The organism is Pseudoalteromonas sp. NS-SX12 (assembly GCF_057367955.1).
Window position 1 is genome coordinate 2103485 of sequence record NZ_CM170634.1, and the last position, 18772, is coordinate 2122256.

General features: G+C 41.9%; 14 protein-coding genes and 14 tRNA genes. 15 read left to right on the forward strand and 13 right to left on the reverse strand.

Annotated elements, in window-relative coordinates; translation table 11 throughout:
• The first annotated feature begins 86 nt into the window (after positions 1-86).
• From zipA to AC2IOM_RS09720, 4 genes are all read left to right on the forward strand, one after another.
• Positions 87-812 (forward strand): cell division protein ZipA, encoded by a 726-nt coding sequence (gene zipA / locus AC2IOM_RS09705; RefSeq protein WP_486358238.1) that lies wholly within the window; start codon positions 87-89, stop codon positions 810-812.
• A gap of 69 nt (positions 813-881) precedes the next feature.
• Positions 882-2894 carry an NAD-dependent DNA ligase LigA gene (gene ligA / locus AC2IOM_RS09710; RefSeq protein ID WP_486358239.1) on the forward strand — a complete coding sequence of 671 codons (2013 nt, stop codon included), beginning with the start codon at positions 882-884 and terminating at the stop codon, positions 2892-2894.
• A gap of 3 nt (positions 2895-2897) precedes the next feature.
• On the forward strand, positions 2898-3242 hold the full coding sequence (locus AC2IOM_RS09715; protein WP_486358240.1) for a DUF3392 family protein: 345 nt from the start codon (positions 2898-2900) through the stop codon (positions 3240-3242).
• Positions 3239-3721 carry a DUF2919 domain-containing protein gene (locus AC2IOM_RS09720; RefSeq protein ID WP_486358241.1) on the forward strand — a complete coding sequence of 161 codons (483 nt, stop codon included), beginning with the start codon at positions 3239-3241 and terminating at the stop codon, positions 3719-3721. The genes AC2IOM_RS09715 and AC2IOM_RS09720 overlap by 4 nt, the downstream gene beginning before the upstream one ends.
• 4 nt (positions 3722-3725) lie before the next feature.
• On the opposite strand, the gene AC2IOM_RS09725 is transcribed toward AC2IOM_RS09720, so the two are convergent.
• The 7 genes from AC2IOM_RS09725 to AC2IOM_RS09755 all read right to left on the reverse strand — a co-directional run bounded on the left by AC2IOM_RS09725 (position 3726) and on the right by AC2IOM_RS09755 (position 6025).
• Positions 3726-5345, reverse strand: a complete 1620-nt coding sequence (locus AC2IOM_RS09725; RefSeq protein WP_138629780.1) for a response regulator — start codon at positions 5343-5345, stop codon at positions 3726-3728.
• Positions 5346-5472: 127 nt separating this feature from the next.
• Positions 5473-5548 (reverse strand) — tRNA-Val (locus AC2IOM_RS09730).
• 17 nt (positions 5549-5565) lie between these two features.
• Positions 5566-5641: transfer RNA gene (locus AC2IOM_RS09735), tRNA-Val, on the reverse strand.
• A gap of 20 nt (positions 5642-5661) precedes the next feature.
• Positions 5662-5737 (reverse strand) — tRNA-Val (locus AC2IOM_RS09740).
• Positions 5738-5759: 22 nt separating this feature from the next.
• A tRNA-Val gene (locus AC2IOM_RS09745) sits at positions 5760-5835 on the reverse strand.
• Between the two features lie 19 nt (positions 5836-5854).
• A tRNA-Val gene (locus tag AC2IOM_RS09750) sits at positions 5855-5930 on the reverse strand.
• A 19-nt stretch (positions 5931-5949) separates the two neighbouring features.
• A tRNA-Val gene (locus tag AC2IOM_RS09755) sits at positions 5950-6025 on the reverse strand.
• A 1691-nt stretch (positions 6026-7716) separates the two neighbouring features.
• Between AC2IOM_RS09755 and AC2IOM_RS09760 the strand changes: the two genes are divergently transcribed.
• From AC2IOM_RS09760 to AC2IOM_RS09805, 10 genes are all read left to right on the forward strand, one after another.
• Positions 7717-7792, forward strand: a tRNA-Ala gene (locus tag AC2IOM_RS09760).
• Positions 7793-7845: 53 nt separating this feature from the next.
• Positions 7846-7921: transfer RNA gene (locus AC2IOM_RS09765), tRNA-Glu, on the forward strand.
• Positions 7922-8015: 94 nt separating this feature from the next.
• Positions 8016-8091, forward strand: a tRNA-Glu gene (locus AC2IOM_RS09770).
• A 96-nt stretch (positions 8092-8187) separates the two neighbouring features.
• Positions 8188-8263: transfer RNA gene (locus tag AC2IOM_RS09775), tRNA-Glu, on the forward strand.
• 96 nt (positions 8264-8359) lie between these two features.
• Positions 8360-8435 (forward strand) — tRNA-Glu (locus tag AC2IOM_RS09780).
• Between the two features lie 95 nt (positions 8436-8530).
• Positions 8531-8606: transfer RNA gene (locus AC2IOM_RS09785), tRNA-Glu, on the forward strand.
• Between the two features lie 95 nt (positions 8607-8701).
• Positions 8702-8777, forward strand: a tRNA-Glu gene (locus AC2IOM_RS09790).
• 105 nt (positions 8778-8882) lie between these two features.
• Positions 8883-8958: transfer RNA gene (locus tag AC2IOM_RS09795), tRNA-Glu, on the forward strand.
• Positions 8959-9082: 124 nt separating this feature from the next.
• A complete protein-coding gene (locus tag AC2IOM_RS09800) occupies positions 9083-9565 on the forward strand; it encodes a prepilin-type N-terminal cleavage/methylation domain-containing protein (RefSeq protein WP_486358242.1) in 483 nt (160 codons plus the stop codon).
• 531 nt (positions 9566-10096) lie between these two features.
• Entirely contained in the window at positions 10097-10768 is a 672-nt protein-coding gene (locus AC2IOM_RS09805; protein ID WP_486358243.1) for a Qnr family pentapeptide repeat protein, read from the forward strand.
• A 69-nt stretch (positions 10769-10837) separates the two neighbouring features.
• Here AC2IOM_RS09805 and gloA read toward each other — a convergent pair whose 3' ends face one another.
• On the reverse strand, positions 10838-11227 hold the full coding sequence (gloA, locus tag AC2IOM_RS09810; protein ID WP_486358244.1) for a lactoylglutathione lyase: 390 nt from the start codon (positions 11225-11227) through the stop codon (positions 10838-10840).
• A gap of 569 nt (positions 11228-11796) precedes the next feature.
• Between gloA and AC2IOM_RS09815 the strand changes: the two genes are divergently transcribed.
• Positions 11797-12996, forward strand: coding sequence for a type III PLP-dependent enzyme (locus tag AC2IOM_RS09815; protein ID WP_486358245.1), 1200 nt, complete (start codon positions 11797-11799; stop codon positions 12994-12996).
• 74 nt (positions 12997-13070) lie between these two features.
• Here AC2IOM_RS09815 and nth read toward each other — a convergent pair whose 3' ends face one another.
• Genes nth through rsxC form a run of 5 tightly spaced genes read right to left on the reverse strand, consistent with a single transcriptional unit; the run spans position 13071 to position 18772 of the window.
• Positions 13071-13706: an endonuclease III gene (gene nth, locus AC2IOM_RS09820; protein ID WP_010559823.1), complete on the reverse strand. Its 636-nt coding sequence runs from the start codon at positions 13704-13706 to the stop codon at positions 13071-13073.
• Between the two features lie 4 nt (positions 13707-13710).
• Positions 13711-14409 carry an electron transport complex subunit E gene (locus tag AC2IOM_RS09825; protein WP_054980447.1) on the reverse strand — a complete coding sequence of 233 codons (699 nt, stop codon included), beginning with the start codon at positions 14407-14409 and terminating at the stop codon, positions 13711-13713.
• On the reverse strand, positions 14402-15040 hold the full coding sequence (rsxG, locus tag AC2IOM_RS09830; protein ID WP_105171189.1) for an electron transport complex subunit RsxG: 639 nt from the start codon (positions 15038-15040) through the stop codon (positions 14402-14404). The genes AC2IOM_RS09825 and rsxG overlap by 8 nt, the downstream gene beginning before the upstream one ends.
• Positions 15040-16095: an electron transport complex subunit RsxD gene (gene rsxD, locus AC2IOM_RS09835; RefSeq protein WP_486358246.1), complete on the reverse strand. Its 1056-nt coding sequence runs from the start codon at positions 16093-16095 to the stop codon at positions 15040-15042. The genes rsxG and rsxD overlap by 1 nt, the downstream gene beginning before the upstream one ends.
• Before the next feature lies 1 nt (position 16096).
• Positions 16097-18772, reverse strand: coding sequence for an electron transport complex subunit RsxC (gene rsxC / locus AC2IOM_RS09840; protein ID WP_486358247.1), 2676 nt, complete (start codon positions 18770-18772; stop codon positions 16097-16099).

The window sequence follows — 18772 nt, forward strand, 5'->3', positions numbered from 1 at the left end:
TTGCATAAGATAAGCGGTTGAAATTAAGTGCCGCTTGCTTAATAATTTTGTAAATCGGAAAAAAATATAAATTTAAGGGTACTTGAATGAGTGACGAACTAAGGTGGGTGTTAATTATTGGTGGTGCGTTAGTAATTGGCGGCGTACTGCTTCATGGCCTTTGGTCAATCCGTAAAAATGACAGCCGCACACTTGTTCAAGAACCAAGTGCCGCTCCAGACAAAAAAGAAGCAGCACCCGAAAGCGAAAAAGCATCTGTGGTTGAACCACAAATGAGCGCAAAATTAAATGTGAATGATGAACCAGAACTAGGTGATTTATCGATTAGCATTGATGACGATGAGCCAAGCACACAAGTCAGTGACGAGCCAGAACAAGCGCCTGAAGGTAAGACAGCAGTTCAAGACTACATCATCATTCATATTCAAACCGAAGAAGGTTTGCCGATGCAAGGCTCTTCGCTACTGCCGTTATTACTTACATTAGGTTTTAAGTATTCAGAGGATGGCTTCTTTAATCGTCATGAAGATGCATCAGGTCAGGGCCCAGTGCTATTTCGTTTAGCAAATATGTTTAACCCAGGCACGTTCGATATTGATAATATGGAACAACTTCAAACTGAAGGCGTAAGCTTGTTTATGACACTGCCTTGTGCAGGTGACAGTTTACCGTCGTTTAATATGCTTCACAGCGCGGCTAAGAAAATTGCCGATGAGTTTAGCGCGACAATTCTCGACCATAACCGCGAAGAGCTGGGTGTTGCCACTGTTAGGCAATATGTTGAAAAAATAAGAGAATTTGACGAACTGTAACGTCACAACCAGATTTAAACAAAAGCCACCCTTGCGGTGGCTTTTTTAACGAATATAGAGGAAGTCTCCGTGAGCGCGGCTGAACAAATAAACCAACTTAAAGCACAAATTGAAAATTACAATTATCAATACTATGTGCTAGATAATCCGACGGTACCGGACGCTGAGTATGACCGTTTAATGCGTGAGCTGATTGCGTTAGAAGAGGCAAATCCAGCGCTTAAATCAGCAGATTCGCCAAGTCAGAAAGTCGGCGGTATGGCGCTTGCTGCATTTGAAAAAGTAAACCACGAAGTACCGATGTTGTCGCTTGATAATGCGTTTGATGAAAGTGAGTTTTACGCATTTGATAAACGTATGAAAGACAGATTAAAAGATGCTAGTGATTTAGCGTTTTGTTGTGAGCCAAAACTCGACGGTTTAGCCGTGTCTATCTTGTATGAAAACGGTGTATTAGTGCGTGCTGCAACACGTGGTGATGGTCAAGTTGGCGAGAACATTACCGAAAATGTGAAAACTATTCGCAACGTGCCGCTACGTTTGCGTGGTGAGTCAATTCCAGCGCGTTTAGAAGTACGCGGAGAAGTGTTTATTGACGATAAAGGGTTTGCCAAACTTAACCAAACGCAACAAAAAAAAGGGGATAAAACCTTTGCTAACCCGCGTAATGCGGCTGCAGGTAGTTTACGCCAATTAGACCCTAAAATTACCGCATCTCGCCCACTGATGCTTTATGCCTACAGCACGGGCGTAGTTGAAGGGTTTAAGCTGGCAGCAACCCATTATGAGCAATTAATGCAGCTAAAAGAGTGGGGCTTACCAGTATGCCCTGAGATTTGCACTGCAGACAACGCCAAAGACGCCTTTGCCTATTATTCAGATATTCTTGCTCGTCGTGCCGCGCTAGGCTACGAAATTGACGGCGTAGTAATCAAAGTTAACGATAAAGCGATTCAGCAAACTTTAGGTTTTGTCGCCCGCGCACCGCGTTGGGCAATAGCCTGTAAGTTTCCAGCACAAGAAGAATTAACCACCTTATTAGATGTTGAGTTTCAGGTTGGCCGCACCGGCGCAATTACGCCGGTTGCCCGTTTAGAGCCTGTTTATGTGGGCGGTGTAACAGTATCTAACGCCACCTTACATAATGCCGATGAAATTGAACGCCTAGGCGTACACATTGGTGATACTGTGATTATTCGCCGCGCAGGAGATGTGATCCCGCAAGTCGCAAGTGTCGTGCTTGATCGTCGCCCAGAAAATAGTAAAGAAATTGTATTTCCGATAGCGTGCCCTGTGTGTGAATCGCACGTTGAACGTATTGATGGTGAAGCGGTTGCCCGTTGTAGCGGTGGCTTGGTATGTGAAGCGCAGCGCAAAGAAGCGATTAAGCATTTTGCTTCACGTAAAGCGCTCGACGTAGACGGTTTAGGCGATAAAGTGGTTGAGCAGTTAGTTGATCGCAAGCTGATCCAAACACCAGCTGACTTATTTAGTTTAAGCCAAGGCCATATTGAGTCGCTTGAGCGTATGGGGCCAAAGTCGGCCGAGAATTTAGTTGCGGCACTTGAAAAAGCCAAGCAAACCACACTTGCTAAGTTTTTATATTCACTGGGTATTCGTGAAGTAGGTGAGGCGACAGCGCAAAACTTAGCGAATCATTACAAAACCCTTGATGCATTACAAAACGCCTCAATAGAGGGCTTACAAGACGTTTCAGACGTAGGTGAGATTGTTGCTAAGCACGTCTATTACTTCTTTAAAGAAGAACATAACCAAGAGGTGATTGACGCTTTAATCGCTGCTGGCTTGCACTGGCCAGATATCGAAGAAAAGTCACAAGATGAAATGCCGTTGGATGGTTTGACTTATGTGCTAACAGGTACACTTAATCAAATGGGGCGCAGCGAAGCAAAAGCTAAACTTCAAGCACTCGGTGCAAAAGTGTCGGGCAGTGTTTCCGCTAAAACACACGCGTTAGTCGCTGGTGAAAAAGCAGGTTCTAAGCTCACTAAAGCACAAGATTTAGGCATTGAAATCTTAACTGAAGACGATATGTTAGCGTTATTTGCAAAGTACGAGTAATCCATGTCTGAATTCGTGAATATGCTCAGTTCATTCAATAGCCAAGTTGCGACTTGGCTTACACCGTACTTGAGTCAAATAGTATTGATAGCGCTTATTTGTTTAACGTCGGTGTATGGCGCGAGTCTAAATAAAGCGGTAAAGCGATTAATCGGTCAGCAAAATTTTGTTGCGCGTACGTTCGTATTCATTTTAGTAACGGGTGTTGGGATCGGTAGTTTAATTGTATTTGTTAGCCCTTATTTGGTAAGCATGATTAAACAAATTGATCGCAGTTATTTACCGTTAACCGTATTGCTGTTGTTTGTAGTGCTAGGTGTGTTAGCTGATAGGAAAAATCAAGTATGACACGCTTTGGCCCAGAATATTGGGACAAAAACGGTTACTTTAGAGCACCAATCGGCTTTGTGCTAGTGTTATTGCTGCTTTTAAGGCCTTATATTTTATGGCTCTTTGCAGCAGCATCACGACGTGAAGATTTAAACCTAATGGCGATTTTCTACCCGCAAAAACAACAATTTTTTGTTGCACTTGCTATCGCTGGGGTTAGTATCATCGTCACCTTTTGCTATTTGTTTAGGCGCCCCAATGCTATGCAGTGGCCTAAATACATTTGGTGTTATGCGCGCTGGTTATTGCTTGCTAATGTTGTGATGGATTTAACCTGGTCACTACTACAAGCAAAAAGCCAGTATTACAGTTTCTCAATCGGCTTAGCCGTGCAACTGGTGTTACTCAGTTGGGCAGGGCTTTATTTGCTTAAAAGTCGTTATTTAAGCGTTTATTTTAATGAGTGGCCTGAGCCAGAGACAAAAGAGAAAGATTAGCAAGTTATAAAACCGATTGAATCATCGGTTTTAATTTATCGAGTCTAGCCTGTTGCTCCGCGTCGAGTTTGGCGTTATTTATGGTGTCCATGCAGCGAGAAATCATAGCTTTATTAAGACTTTGGCTGCCAGGGTGTTTCGTATCTAACATCACCTGTAACAAGTTTAAAGCGATGTTGGCATTTTTTGGCATAATGCGAAACGCTTGAGTAAAGTAATTAAGCGCTTCTTCGTATTTGCCTTTTTCGTAGCTATGCACCGCATTATTGTTTAATTCTTTTGGTGAATGGCGAATTTCATCACGTTCTTGTTGCTCTTGTTTTAGATAGGCGTTTAGAGGTGCGTTATCGCTTTGGTATTTGCCACAATGCTCGGTTAACTTGGCAAACAATTGATTCGCTTTGTGGTGCATACCTAACTCATGAAACGCTTTGGCTTTATCGAGAGTATCATCTACTGAGCGGATGATAGGCTGGTCTTCAAGTTGCTCTACGAGCGCAATGGCTTTTGAGCGTTCATCTTTTAAATAGTGTATACGCGCATTGATCACATCAATCTGTTCTTGTGCTTTGCTGTCGGGGAACTGTTTGCGTAATTCAGATAAACACTCGTTACTTTGTCGAGTAAGACGATTTACGATATCGGCTTGGTCGAGCGTAAGGGCATAATCAATACCTGCGCGGGCCAAATTAAGGTATATGTCCGGCTTATCGTGCATCGAGTGCTTAGCGTATTTCACAAGCTCTTTATTAACGCGGAAATGCTTTTCATGATCGTGATTGAATTTGCTTAAAATAATCAGATCTTCTTGGCGTTCAATATTGCGCGGCGCTAGCTTAGAGGCCAGCGACAAATAATGTTGCGCCTGTTGATAGTTTTCTAAAAACAGCTCTAACTTACCCAGTAAATGATAACCCACTAAGCGGGTTTCTGGCTTGGTTAGCATAACCTCTAAGATATTTTTAGCTTGGGTAAATTCACTGTTTTGAATGTAGGCCTCAACTAAACCAACACGTGCCCACGTAAATTTTTGAATATTCAGCACAGATTTAAAGAAGTCGATGGCTTCTGCGGTGCGTTTTAAACGCAGTAATAGTTCACCACGCAACTTTAAAAGAATAGGGGATAGGTGGTTTTTGCTGCTGTCTGCCAGCATTTCATTAACGTAGCGTAACGCTTTTGAGTCATTGCCAACATCAATAAAATCGTAAATTTGCGCCAATGCTTGTTTGCGCTTTAGTAGCTTAATAATGCGCTCACCAAATACTTTCAATGAAAAAGGCTTTGCTAAAAAGTCATCTGGTTGAAGTTCAATCACACTGTGTACTAGGCTAGTGTCCGTTTCTGCACTAATAAATATAAAGCCACAAATGTTTTTAATTAAACGCTTGGTTTTTAGTTCTTCGTATAATTGATAGCCGTCTTTGAGTTTACCAAGGTTAAATGAGCATAAAACCAAATTAAAGGTATGCTCTTGGCAAAGACCCAACGCCATTTTTGCATTTTCAGCAATTGAAATATCACTAAAGCCTAAGCTTTCAAGCGATTGTTTCATATAGCTTAATGCCAATGGTTGATCGTCTATAAGTAAGATACTGGATTCGTATAAGCGTTTATTTTTCATCGCATTTCTATCTGCGCGGTCATAGTTAAACTATATAAAACAGTGGCAATAGTAGCAATAAATTAACGCTGAAATAGTGAATTAGTTTTGATTTTAAAGGATTTTTTAATAAAAGGAAGGTTCAATATGGTGGGTCGTACTGGACTTGAACCAGTGACCCTCGCCTTGTAAGGGCGATGCTCTCCCAACTGAGCTAACGACCCATATTGATGTTCTATAATGGTGGGTCGTACTGGACTTGAACCAGTGACCCTCGCCTTGTAAGGGCGATGCTCTCCCAACTGAGCTAACGACCCATTATAGATTTTTAATTTAGTGGTGGGTCGTACTGGACTTGAACCAGTGACCCTCGCCTTGTAAGGGCGATGCTCTCCCAACTGAGCTAACGACCCGCTAAATTAAAGCGTTTTGCAATGGTGGGTCGTACTGGACTTGAACCAGTGACCCTCGCCTTGTAAGGGCGATGCTCTCCCAACTGAGCTAACGACCCATGCAAAACTGTGACTAAATGGTGGGTCGTACTGGACTTGAACCAGTGACCCTCGCCTTGTAAGGGCGATGCTCTCCCAACTGAGCTAACGACCCCAAATAGTCATTTCTAAAGTGGTGGGTCGTACTGGACTTGAACCAGTGACCCTCGCCTTGTAAGGGCGATGCTCTCCCAGCTGAGCTAACGACCCGCTTTAGAATCACAACACATTGCTGCGTTGTTGTGGGGCGCTATTATAGATTTAGTTCAACTATAGTCAATACTTGTTTTCACAAAAATGTGTTAAGTGGCCTTAAAATGAACAACTTGGATAAATGTCAAACGCCTTGAGTGCTTTTAGAGCAAGGCTTAGCTCTAAAAATACGATTTGCGATTGATTTTTAGTCATTTATCTATCGCGTTTAAATTAAGCTTTATAAAAAATAGCATTTGTAAAAAAGAAATTTAATGGTTTTATGATTATTGCAGCACTTAAATAATCCTCTTTTGAAGATAATGTTTAATTTCTGCAATTAATTTTGTGGTATTTGCATAATGTGCAAACAACTTAGCTTTGCTTTATTAAATGATTCATTGCAAAGTGGCCTGCATTTGAGTCAACAACGAAATTTGATAAACAACAGCTTGGTAGGCACTTTTAATATATGGGATGAATTTCGCTTTAAATTATTATTAATAGATGCGGATTTTTATTTTGTTAGATAACAATAGTTAGACGCACTCATAAATAAGGTGAAACACTCTTTTGGCTTTTCGAGGTTGAAGGAACAAAAATAGACGGTTTTATTAATTTATAAAGACTAATGGTAGAAGGTGTTACTTTACATCAGTTAGCTAACAACGATTTGAAACTATATAGACAATGGAAACTACACATAATAAATAACACACAGCTTCAAGCAATTGTAACCCGCAAACAATAACCAATTTATTGATATTAAGTGAAACGGCTTAAATTGAGCCCTGCCGTAATTAATGCAAACCAAGAGCTAACCTTTAATAAGAGTGGTGAAATACTATTTAACTGCGATTTCTCTAATAGACTCTTTATGAAATCTTCAACGATAAATTCAATGCAATGGCAGCAATAAATAAGGCAGTGTAGCCAGGTTGTCTATTGTTGTTATCTAATCAAGCGCCAAATTATTCTTTTGGCAAAAGATAGAAATATAAGTAGGAGCAATATAAAGCAGAGTATGGAATTTGATATTTCGGTTTTTATCCGAAATTCTTACCTGTTAATAATCTACTTTTGGTTAAGCATTTAATTAAGGTTAAAGTAAATCCAAGTTTACTTTCGCTTAATGAGTTTGCTTTCACTTAAATAGTAAAAGTACGAACCAGCTGTTTATTTGTGATTTGGAAAGAACCTTTATTGTGTTGAACATAATAAAGCAATAAACAACTCAATAGAGAAGGGCAAATCCCCATTGTATTAAGAATAAAAGGTTACTCAATTGATGATCTTTATACTCATAGCAAGACGTTAATTGAATGTATGAAGAAAAATGATGACAATGAACTTTGCGTAAACCCAAATAGCGGCGAGACCTGTGTGTATTAATGCACTTATATTCAATCTTAGTTGGTAAAGTGAAAATCGATGTTCAGGTTTTACCAAGTATCAGCTTTATTTCGACTATAAAGTGTTAACATTAACTTGATAACGCACTAATTGCCTCTATTACATGTATAAATTTTGATAGCTAGGCTGTTGAAACAGGTCGAAAAATCACAATGTTGGTGAACAAGTGTGCATCTTGATTAAAAATGGTGCGAACAATGCACTATGCTTAAAAAAATGTTGACTTTGTTTTGCTAGCTCCATAAAATGCGCCCCGTCTTCAGCGATACACGAGTTATCTCTTGAAGGTGCAGTTTGGGGCTATAGCTCAGCTGGGAGAGCGCCTCGCTGGCAGCGAGGAGGTCTGCGGTTCGATCCCGCATAGCTCCACCAATAACTCTTATGGTTTGAGTATAAATAACCAGTCCTAGTGACAACACCATGTTGTCCCCTTCGTCTAGAGGCCTAGGACACCGCCCTTTCACGGCGGTAACAGGGGTTCGAATCCCCTAGGGGACGCCACTTACTTGGAACTTAGTTTTAAAAGAGTGGGGTGAGTCATTAAAACTCGTATGGTAAGAGTGAAAATAACCAGTCCTAGTGACAACACCATGTTGTCCCCTTCGTCTAGAGGCCTAGGACACCGCCCTTTCACGGCGGTAACAGGGGTTCGAATCCCCTAGGGGACGCCACTTACTTTTGAAGTTATTTTTAAAAGAGTGGGGTGAGTCATTAAAAGCTCGTATGGTAAGAGTGTAAATAACCAGTCCTAGTGACAACACCATGTTGTCCCCTTCGTCTAGAGGCCTAGGACACCGCCCTTTCACGGCGGTAACAGGGGTTCGAATCCCCTAGGGGACGCCACTTACTTTTGAAGTTATTTTTAAAAGAGTGGGGTGAGTCATTAAAAGCTCGTATGGTAAGAGTGTAAATAACCAGTCCTAGTGACAACACCATGTTGTCCCCTTCGTCTAGAGGCCTAGGACACCGCCCTTTCACGGCGGTAACAGGGGTTCGAATCCCCTAGGGGACGCCACTTACTTTTAAGCTTAGGTTTTAAAGAGTGGAGTGAGTCATTAAAGCTCGTATGGTAAGAGTAAAAATAACCAGTCCTAGTGACAACACCATGTTGTCCCCTTCGTCTAGAGGCCTAGGACACCGCCCTTTCACGGCGGTAACAGGGGTTCGAATCCCCTAGGGGACGCCACTTACTTTTAAGCTTAGGTTTTAAAGAGTGGAGTGAGTCATTAAAGCTCGTATGGTAAGAGTAAAAATAACCAGTCCTAGTGACAACACCATGTTGTCCCCTTCGTCTAGAGGCCTAGGACACCGCCCTTTCACGGCGGTAACAGGGGTTCGAATCCCCTAGGGGACGCCACTTACTTTTAAGCTTAGTGTTAAAAGAGTGGGGTGAGTCATTAAAGCTCGTATGGTAAGAGTGTAAATAACCAGTCCTAGTGACACATTATCTTAAAGATACTGCGTCCCCTTCGTCTAGAGGCCTAGGACACCGCCCTTTCACGGCGGTAACAGGGGTTCGAATCCCCTAGGGGACGCCACTTATTCTTAATTTACTCTTCTGAATCTCTCTGTATCTAAATCAAGTTACCCCTCATTTAATTTCGAATTATCAGATAATTGCTATATTATAAACGTCCAAGTTCTTATTGATTTAACGCTGTTATGAAATCACGTGGATTTACGCTTATAGAATTGATTATTGTCATTGTAATACTCGGTGTATTAGCTGTTACTGCTATGCCAAGGTTTATGGGACTATCGAGTGATGCGCGTAGTGAAGTAATCAATCAAATACAAGTAAGCGTTGAACAAGCCAATGATCTTGTTCACTACAAATCCTTAATGAAAAGCTACTCAACACAAGCCGTTCCCGGACGACCTGATCTCTTCGACGTTGATCTTGATAATAACGGCTCGTTTGAGACGCGACTAATGTGGGGCTACTTGGATAACACAGATATTGAGAAGCGCATTAACTTATCTGACGATCTGCAAATCCAATATCAAGGTATTAGATTCACCTATATTGGTTGGGATTTTGATGGAGATACGCAAATAAGCGATGATAATTGCTATTTTCGTTATACCCAAGCCGCATCAGCCAGCACACCACCTGTGTATCAACAAGTACTTACCGGTTGTTAATAATTAAATAAAGCCAACCGTTAATTATTTTTTCAAATCAACGCTAGAATCGCTTTTAAGCGCATAAATTATTTTTCAGCTCGGTTTCTTGGCTTGAATTATTTTATTGCTTTCAGTCGTTAATTAGGTGTCTTAGAATCCACATTTGACTGGTTTTAAATTGTTGTATTTTAAAGAATTATTTTTATTGAATAATCTTTCTCTAATGTTAATCTGCCGCAAATTAAATTAATGGACAACGGCATGTTTGAACAGCAGACTTATATTGAAAAAGATTTCTCTCAACAAGATTTTACTCATAGTGTGTTTAGGGTCTGTTGACCTTTCAAGTTCGTTTTTGCAGCAGTTTGATTGGGTTTTATACAAGGCAGAGGCTGCGTGGCATAGTTATTCTATGTGAGTCAGCCGATAACACAGTAGAAAAGCCAATCAAGCGCTGCCGAATGGTTCTTTTGAGCGCACTTTTCTCATTGTTGCCTATATGGATGTAGGTAAGGGGCGAGAGCAGGACGCGGAAGCTTTGCTCGATATTTGCTTAGATTACTAGGCCACACATCGAGCGTCGCGATAAAAGCACGCTCAAAAAGAACAAAAATAGAACAGCAAAGGTCAACAGACCCTATTCAATGTCATTTTTTGCGCTGCAACTTTTCACGAACACAACTGCAAGATACGCAATTTATTGAGTGTGTATTTATAGAGCAAGGCGATGAAATAGGGTGTGATTTTTCATATGCCAAATTGCAAGATGTTCAGTTTATTAGTTGTCAGTTGTCTCTTTGCTCGTTTATTGGTGCAAATTGTTTTGGTGCTAAGTTTAACCAGTGTGACCTCAAAGGCGCGGACTTTTTCAGAACAAGTTTTGCAAATCAAATCTCATACCGGAACTATTTTTGCAGTGTTGAAATGACTAGCTGCAATTTATCGTATGCGAATTTCGATAATCAATGCATGGAAAAATGTAAGCTCAATAATAACCGCTGGATTGGCGCTAATTTACAAGACGCATCTTTGTCTGGCTCGGATCTGAGTGGCGGTGAATTTTCACTGGAAAGTTGGCGACAATTTAAGTTAACGGGCTGCGATCTGACCGATATCGATCTAGACGGATTAGATCCCCGTCGAGTGGATTTAACGGGTGTGAAAATTAACCCGTGGCAGCAAGCGTCATTGCTAAATTACTTAGGCGTCGTGGTGGTGTAACACAAGACTATATCTGTTGGTTTGGTTAGCTCAGTGATTATCATGAGCTAACCGATAGCCAATTGGCTACTACTTAAATTTATTTTGTATTAGCTCAATTGAGTAACCATCAGGGTCTTTGACAAACGCAATTTCGGTTGTGCCACCCTTTACTGGGCCTGGCTCGCGCGATACAATCCCACCTAGCGCTTTGATCTCTTCGCACGCAGCGTAAATGTCATCATATTCAATGGCTAAATGACCAAATGCATTGCCATGATCGTAGTTGTCTGTATCCCAGTTGTAGGTTAACTCAATAACCGCATTGTCTTTTTCGTCGCCATAGCCAACAAATGCCAACGTATAACGGTACTCAGTATTTTCAGACCGTCGCAGCTCTTTCATACCGAGTACTTTGGTATAAAACTCAACAGACTTATCTAAATCCGCCACGCGGATCATGGTGTGTAACAAACGCATATGTGCCCCTATAAACAGGTTTTATATTTTTACGCTTAACAAAATTGTTGCTGATTGCTAGGCGTAAAAAAGTAATTTACTGTTATAGATTATTGGGCTCAGTACAGTATTTTTAAAGGCTTTGCGGACAAAGCCTTTAAATAAATTGCTAGCGCCAAATTGAGGCTAGTTTATTTGGCTGCTTTTGAATTATTCATAATAAAATCGCGCAACGCTTTTATTTTGTTGTTTTCGGCATTTTCTTGCTTGCTCACATTACAAGTTAAGCATTACGATTGATTATTACTTTTTATAAAACGCCATAGTTAATTGATATTTATAGCTTTAATTTCATTTTAAATATTTTTATTAAATTTTAATAAAAAAAGATTGCATCTAAAAAAATCTGATTTATTATTCGCACGCTTCTTGTTGATAGCCAATCCGAGTACATTGCAATTTATTGCAGCAAGGCGATAGAGCAACTATCCAAGAGTGAACTTGAATGTTTAAGTATGTTTAACTCGCTCGAACTCATAATGAGTTTATTTGATTAGTTTAGTTTTATTGACACTGCTCGGAGAATCGCTATGTCTTTAACACCTGTAATGGCCCCTATTACCAATGTTGATGCTTGTCACGGTTTAGTAATTGAAAAACCACAAGCTGAACAATTAGTTGCTCAATTTGGTTCACCGCTTATGGTGCTAGATTGTGATCTGATCAGAACACAATATCGTGCGTTACAGGCCGCATTACCTAATGTTGATTTGCACTATGCGCTAAAGCCATTACCACACCCAGCTGTTGTAACTACGTTACTTGCGGAAGGTGCGTATTTTGATTTAGCAACAAACGGTGAAGTTGACCTTGTACAATCGGTCGGTGTACCGAGTGAGCGCACGATTCAAACGCACCCAATTAAGCGTGATATTGATATTTCACATGCACTTGCGTATGGCTGCAATGTGTTTGTGGTTGATAACATCAACGAAATTGATAAGTTTGAAAAATACAAAGATCAGGTTGAGTTATTGGTACGCGTTAGCTTTCCAAACCCTGAGGTATTGGCTGACTTATCGAAAAAATTCGGTTGCTTACCTGAAGATGCTATAACACTAATTCAACATGCATTTTATTTAGGTATTCGCATTAAAGGGCTATCGTTCCATGTTGGCTCACAAACCAAAAGTGGTGTGAAATATGCCGATGCGATTACCAAATGCCATCACATTATGTTGGCGGTAATTGGTGCGGGTTTACCTGCACTGAGTACACTTGATATTGGTGGTGGTTTCCCTGTGAAATACACACCAGAAGTGCCAAATATTGCTGACTTTTGTGCACCTATTCGTGATGCATTAGCACAATTACCAGAAACAGTACGCGTGATTGCAGAACCTGGGCGTTTTATTGTGGCAACGGCAGTAACCAATATTGCTTCGGTAATGGGGCAAGCGGTACGCGGTGGTAAAACATGGTATTACTTGGATGACGGCTTATACGGCTCGTTTAGCGGCTTAATGTTTGATGAAGCTAAGTATCAAATTGATTCAGCACAAACAACCGGTGAGCGTTTTATGTCGGTACTTGCAGGTCCAACATGCGACAGCATTGATGTGATCCGCGAAGAAATTATGTTACCTAAACTGGAAAATGGCGACCTTATTATCTCAACTATGATGGGCGCGTATACTTCATGTACGGCAACAGATTTTAACTTCTTTAAGCGCGCAGCTACTGTGGTATTAAATGAAGTTGAGAGCACCAACCTAGTTGTAAGTGCTTAATCACTTTGTTTACGTGAAATACTCGCAAAAAAGGGCATTTAAATGCCCTTTTTACTTTATTAAATATCTGTGAACTACAAATCAATCTTCTCTTTAAATTCACACAGATCTTCAATTAAACAGCTGCCGCATTTAGGTTTACGCGCAACACATACGTATCGGCCGTGTAAAATAAGCCAGTGGTGTACATCAACCTTAAACTCTTTTGGCACTACTTTTTCTAGTTTTGCTTCTACTGCATCAACGTCTTTACCCATGGCGAATTTAGTGCGATTTGATACACGGAATATATGGGTGTCGACTGCAATCGTTGGCCAACCAAAAGCACAGTTTAAAACAACATTTGCGGTTTTCCGGCCAACACCGGGTAGGGCAACTAACGCCTCTAAACTTTCAGGTACTTGGCTGTTATGCTTTTCAATTAATATTTGGCTAAGTTTATAAACATTGTTAGCTTTTGAGTTATAAAGGCCAATGGTTTTTATGTATTCTTTGAGGCCTTCAACGCCAAGTGCCACAATGGCTTCTGGCGTATTGGCTACGGGAAATAGCTTACGCGTTGCTTTATTAACGCCAACATCAGTCGCTTGTGCTGATAAGGTAACCGCAACCAATAATTCAAACGGATTTGAATATTCTAATTCCGATTTAGGCTCTGGGTTGTCGGCGCGTAAACGCTCTAATATTTCGCGGCGTTTTGTTTTATTCATGTGCTTAGTCCAGGCTTGTTACACGTGCGCGTGGCGCTTTTTCAGTAATTGGTTCGTCTTGTTGTGATTGCTGTTTGGCGTCAATGTAATTTTTTAACGCAATAAGCAAGCCCATGCCTAAGAAAGCACCTGGCGATAGAATCGCAAGTAAAAACTTTGTTTCGGTTTGCATTATTTCAATGCGTAACACTTTTGCCCAGTCACCCAGCAGTAAATGTGCACCATCAAATAAAGTACCTTGTCCTAATAATTCGCGCATCGCGCCCAATAGCACTAACACAGCGAGAAAACCGAGTCCCATCATCAAACCATCAAATGCTGCGAGTGGTACCGAATTTTTAGAGGCAAATGCCTCGGCACGACCAATAATGGCGCAGTTGGTAACGATTAATGGAATGAAAATACCCAGTGATAAGTACAGTTCGTGACTAAAGGCATTCATTAATAACTCGATCATTGTCACAAAGGCTGCAATAATCATCACAAATACCGGAATGCGAATTTCTTTTGGCACCCATTCACGTACTATTGCTACGGTGACGTTTGACCCTAATAATACAAATAAGGTGGCTAATCCTAAACCAAGGGCATTGGTTACAGTGGCCGATACCGCCAGTAATGGGCATAAACCAAGCAGTTGTACCAATGCTGGGTTATTTTTCCACAGTCCTTGGTTAATTATATCGCGCAGTTGTTCAGTCATTATTTACTCCGCACAAATTATCTTGATTAAACAGTGCTTGATGCTGATTTTGGGTATAAAGACTTGCACGTTTAACGGCATTAATCACGGCGCGAGGCGTTATTGTTGCTCCTGTAAATGCATCAAATTGACCACCATCCTTTTTTACTGCCCATGACGTATCTTTAATTGAAGTAGGGCGTTTGCCATCAAAACTGGTTATCCAGTCTGAGCGACGAATTTCTACTTTATCACCAAGCCCTGGCGTTTCCTTGTGTTCAATAACGCGTACACCAGCTATTGTGCCATCAATATAAATGGCAGAAAGAATTTCAATATTACCGCTATAACCATCTGGTGCAGTTGATTGCAGGACCACCGCGACTGGCTTATCACCACTTTTAGCGCGATACACTTTGGTAACACTCGCGTGATTTAAATAATCTTCTTTAATCTGCGCACAGTCTAAATAAAGTGTGTTGTCGTAGTCATTTTCGCTAATAACCTGGCCTAATGTTGTCATTAGTTTTTGCTGTTTATTGTGTTCAATTGCAGGCTTAGTTGCGATGTAAGTTAGGGTTACTACCGCAGTGCTGGCAATTGCAAACGCGCCTAAAATTAGTGCGTTTTTAGAAATTGATTTAGATAACATTATTGCTCCTTAGCACCATACACTTTTGGCTGCGTGTAGAAGTCAATTAAAGGCACCGCCATATTGAGTAACAATACTGAAAACGCAACAGCGTCAGGGTATCCACCATAAGTACGAATAAGGTAAACCAGTAGGCCAATTAAGGCGCCGTAAATTAAACGGCCTTTATTCGTTGTTGATGCAGACACCGGGTCGGTGGCAATAAAAAATGCCGCTAACATGGTTGCGCCACTAAATAAATGAAGCACAGGACCAGTACTAACACCTGGGTGAAACATCACACCAATGCTGGCACAAATAGCAAGGCTAGCTATACAGCTCACTGGAATATGCCAGTTAATAACGCGCGCTTTTAATAAATAAATGCCGCCTAATAGGTATGCTAGATTAACCCATTGCCAACCGATTCCAGCAAGTTCGCCAAATATTGGGTTTTGTAAACTTTCAGAAGTGGTGAGCCCTTTGCTAAGACTCGTTTTTAGCGTATCGAGTGGGGTTGCCATAGACACGCCATCCACGCCGAGTCTTAACTGCTCTGTTGTGAGTCCGCTTTGGGTTATGCCAGTAAAGATAACGCTAATTTCATCTAACAGGGTATGTTGATTAAATGCAAGTTCAATGGGAGGTGACCATGTTGTCATTTGTACCGGAAATGAAATTAGTAACAGCACATAGCCTGCCATCGCTGGGTTAAATAAATTAAAACCAAGGCCGCCATACAGTTGTTTAACAAAAATAATGGCAAACGCGGTACCAATAACAATCACCCACCAAGGCGCAAGCGGCGGTATACTGATAGCAAGTAACACGGCAGTAAGTACCGCGCTATAATCGCTTAACGCTGATTTTATATTGCGCTTACGTAGTTTTAGCACAAAAGCTTCGGCGGCAATTGCCGTGATAATTGCTAGCAATAATTGAATAATTACACCAAAGCCAAAAAAGTAAGCCTGACAGGCAATGCCTAGGCTTGCTGCAAAGGCAACTTTGAGCATAAGTGCACCGAGCGACTTATGGCTGTGTTTGTGTGGCGAGCTGCTTAAGGATAATTGCACGTTATTCCGACCCTTTATCTTGTTGCGCTTTTTTGGCTTTAGCCTTTGCGATTGCAGCGGCTATCGCTGCCTTTTTCTTCGCTTCAGCATCGAGTTTTGGTTTTTCAGTTGTCTCAACTGCAGCTAGGTTATCTTGTTGCTCTACATCGTTATCGTTAGATTGTGGCAAGTCGTTTTGCTCAGCCGCTTGCTTGGCTGCTTTTTTGGCTTTTGCACGAGCAATAGCGGCAGCGACTGCAGCTTTACGCGGATCATCACTGGTGCTTTCGCTTGCGTCTTGAGCTTTGGTTTCATCTAGCGCTTCAGCTGAAGATTCTTCTGCCAGCTTTGCAGCCTTTTTGGCTTTTGCACGAGCAATAGCAGCGGCAACAGCAGCTTTACGTGGATCATCACTGGCGCTTTCGTCTGCGTCTTGGGTTTCCGTTTCATCTAGCGCTTTTGCTGATGATTCTTCAGCCTGCTTTGCCGCCTTCTTGGCTTTTGCACGAGCAATAGCAGCAGCGACTGCGGCTTTACGTGGATCATCATCGGTGCTTTCGTCTGCGTCTTGAGCTTTGGTTTCGTCAAGCGCTTCAACTGATGATTCTTCAGCCTGCTTTGCTGCCTTTTTGGCTTTTGCACGAGCGATAGCAGTGGCAACAGCTGCTTTACGCGGATCATCAGCGGTGCTTTCGCTTGCGTCTTGAGCCTTGGTTTCATTTAGCGCTTCAGTTGATGGTTCTTCAGCCTGCTGTGCAGCCTTTTTAGCCTTTGCACGAGCAATAGCAGCGGCAACAGCGGCTTTACGTGGATCGTTATCGCTTGATGTGTCCGTATCAATAGTAGCGCTATTATTGGCAGCGTCATCGGAACCTTTCGCTTCTTTTTTTGCTTTGGCGCGAGCTATTGCTGCGGCGACGGCTGCTTTACGCGGGTCGCTCGTATTATCTTTTACATCTTGCTCGTTTGTTTGCTCAGCTTTTTTCGCTTTTGCACGTGCTATTGCAGCTGCAACGGCATCTTTTTTACTGTCATTACTTGTCGCTGCTGGTTTTTCTTCTTTATATGCGCGAGCTTGTGCTTTTCGTTCTTCACGCAGCTTTGCCATTTCAGAATTATCTGGCTCACCATTATCTGAACGTTTTGCTTTAGCGCGCGCTAAAGCTGCTTGAACAGCTGCACTTTTATCATTTGATGAAACTCGTTTCGAGGCTTCTTCAACTTTCGACTTAGCGTCATCGTTCGTTCGTTTTGCTGCGCGTTTGTGTCGGTTTTGGCGTTCTTCTTGTTCGCGCTTCAAACGCTCATTACGTGCTTCAAAACGCTCTTTGGCACGTTCTGCTTTAATTTTATCTTCGCGCTCTTGGCGAATTTCTGCCTTGGCAACACGGTAATATTGCACCAGTGGAATTTCACTTGGACATACATAGGCACACGCACCGCATTCAATACAGTCAAATAAGTTATGTTCTTCTAACTTGTCGTATTCTTTACTTTTGGCAAACCATTGTAGCTGCTGTGGTAGTAGTGTAGCAGGGCAGGCGTCGGCGCACGCACTGCAGCGAATACAGGCTTTTTCTTCACCGGGCATCGGCATTTCATGTTCACTTGGCGCGAGCACGCAGTTACTGGTTTTTATTATTGGAAGGCGTACGCTCGGTAAGGTAAAGCCCATCATTGGGCCGCCCATAATTACACGTTGCCACTGCTGTGGCTGAAAACCGCTTTGCTCGAGCAAGAACTTGATTGGTGTACCGAGTAAACTCCAGACATTACCCGGTGTTGAAATTGTTTCACCCGTTACCGTTACAACACGCTCAATGAGCGGTTTGCCTTCATATATGGCCTGATAAATAGCGAAAATAGTACCGACATTATGCACCACCATACCAATATCAGATGGGATCCCACCTTGTGGTACGTGTTTTGACGTTAACAGTTGAATAAGTTGCTTTTCACCGCCCGATGGGTATTTAGTTGGCACCGGGCATACTTGAGTATAGTGGTCATTTTCACAGGCTTTTTTCAGTGCAGCGATCGCTTCAGGCTTATCGTCTTCAATACCAATTAAAATTTTGGTTGGCTGATAAAGTTTGCGTAATACCTCAATGCCTTTAATTAACTCGCTAGCATGCTCACGCATCAGCATGTCATCGGCGCTGATATATGGCTCGCATTCAACACCGTTAATGATTAGAAATTCAATTTCATTTCTAGGTTGGGCTTTAACATACGCAGGAAAACCCGCACCGCCCATACCACTGATACCGGCATTGTGAATACGGGTTACAATCTCTTGGTCAGATTTGGCATAAAAGTCAGGCCATGGAGATAGTTCACACCATGTGTCTTGACCATCTGGCAGTAAGACTACACTCGGCTCAGGCAATGCACTTGGGTGTGTGGTTGGCTTCATCGCGATTTCGCTGATCGTACCAGAGGTTGGTGCGTGTACAGGCACGCTCCAGTGGCCTGCGGGTTCGGTTAAGGCTTGACCTTTTAATACACGATCACCCGTTTTAACGAGTAAACGCCCGTTATCGCCAATGTGCTGCTTAAGCGGAATAGTTAAACTTTCAGGTAACGGTAAGCGCTTAATTGGTTGTTGTGTTGAACTCGCTTTATTCGGCGCAGGGTGCACACCGCCCGGAATCGACCAAAGCTTACCACGTTCAATTTGTTCTAAAATAGATTCCAC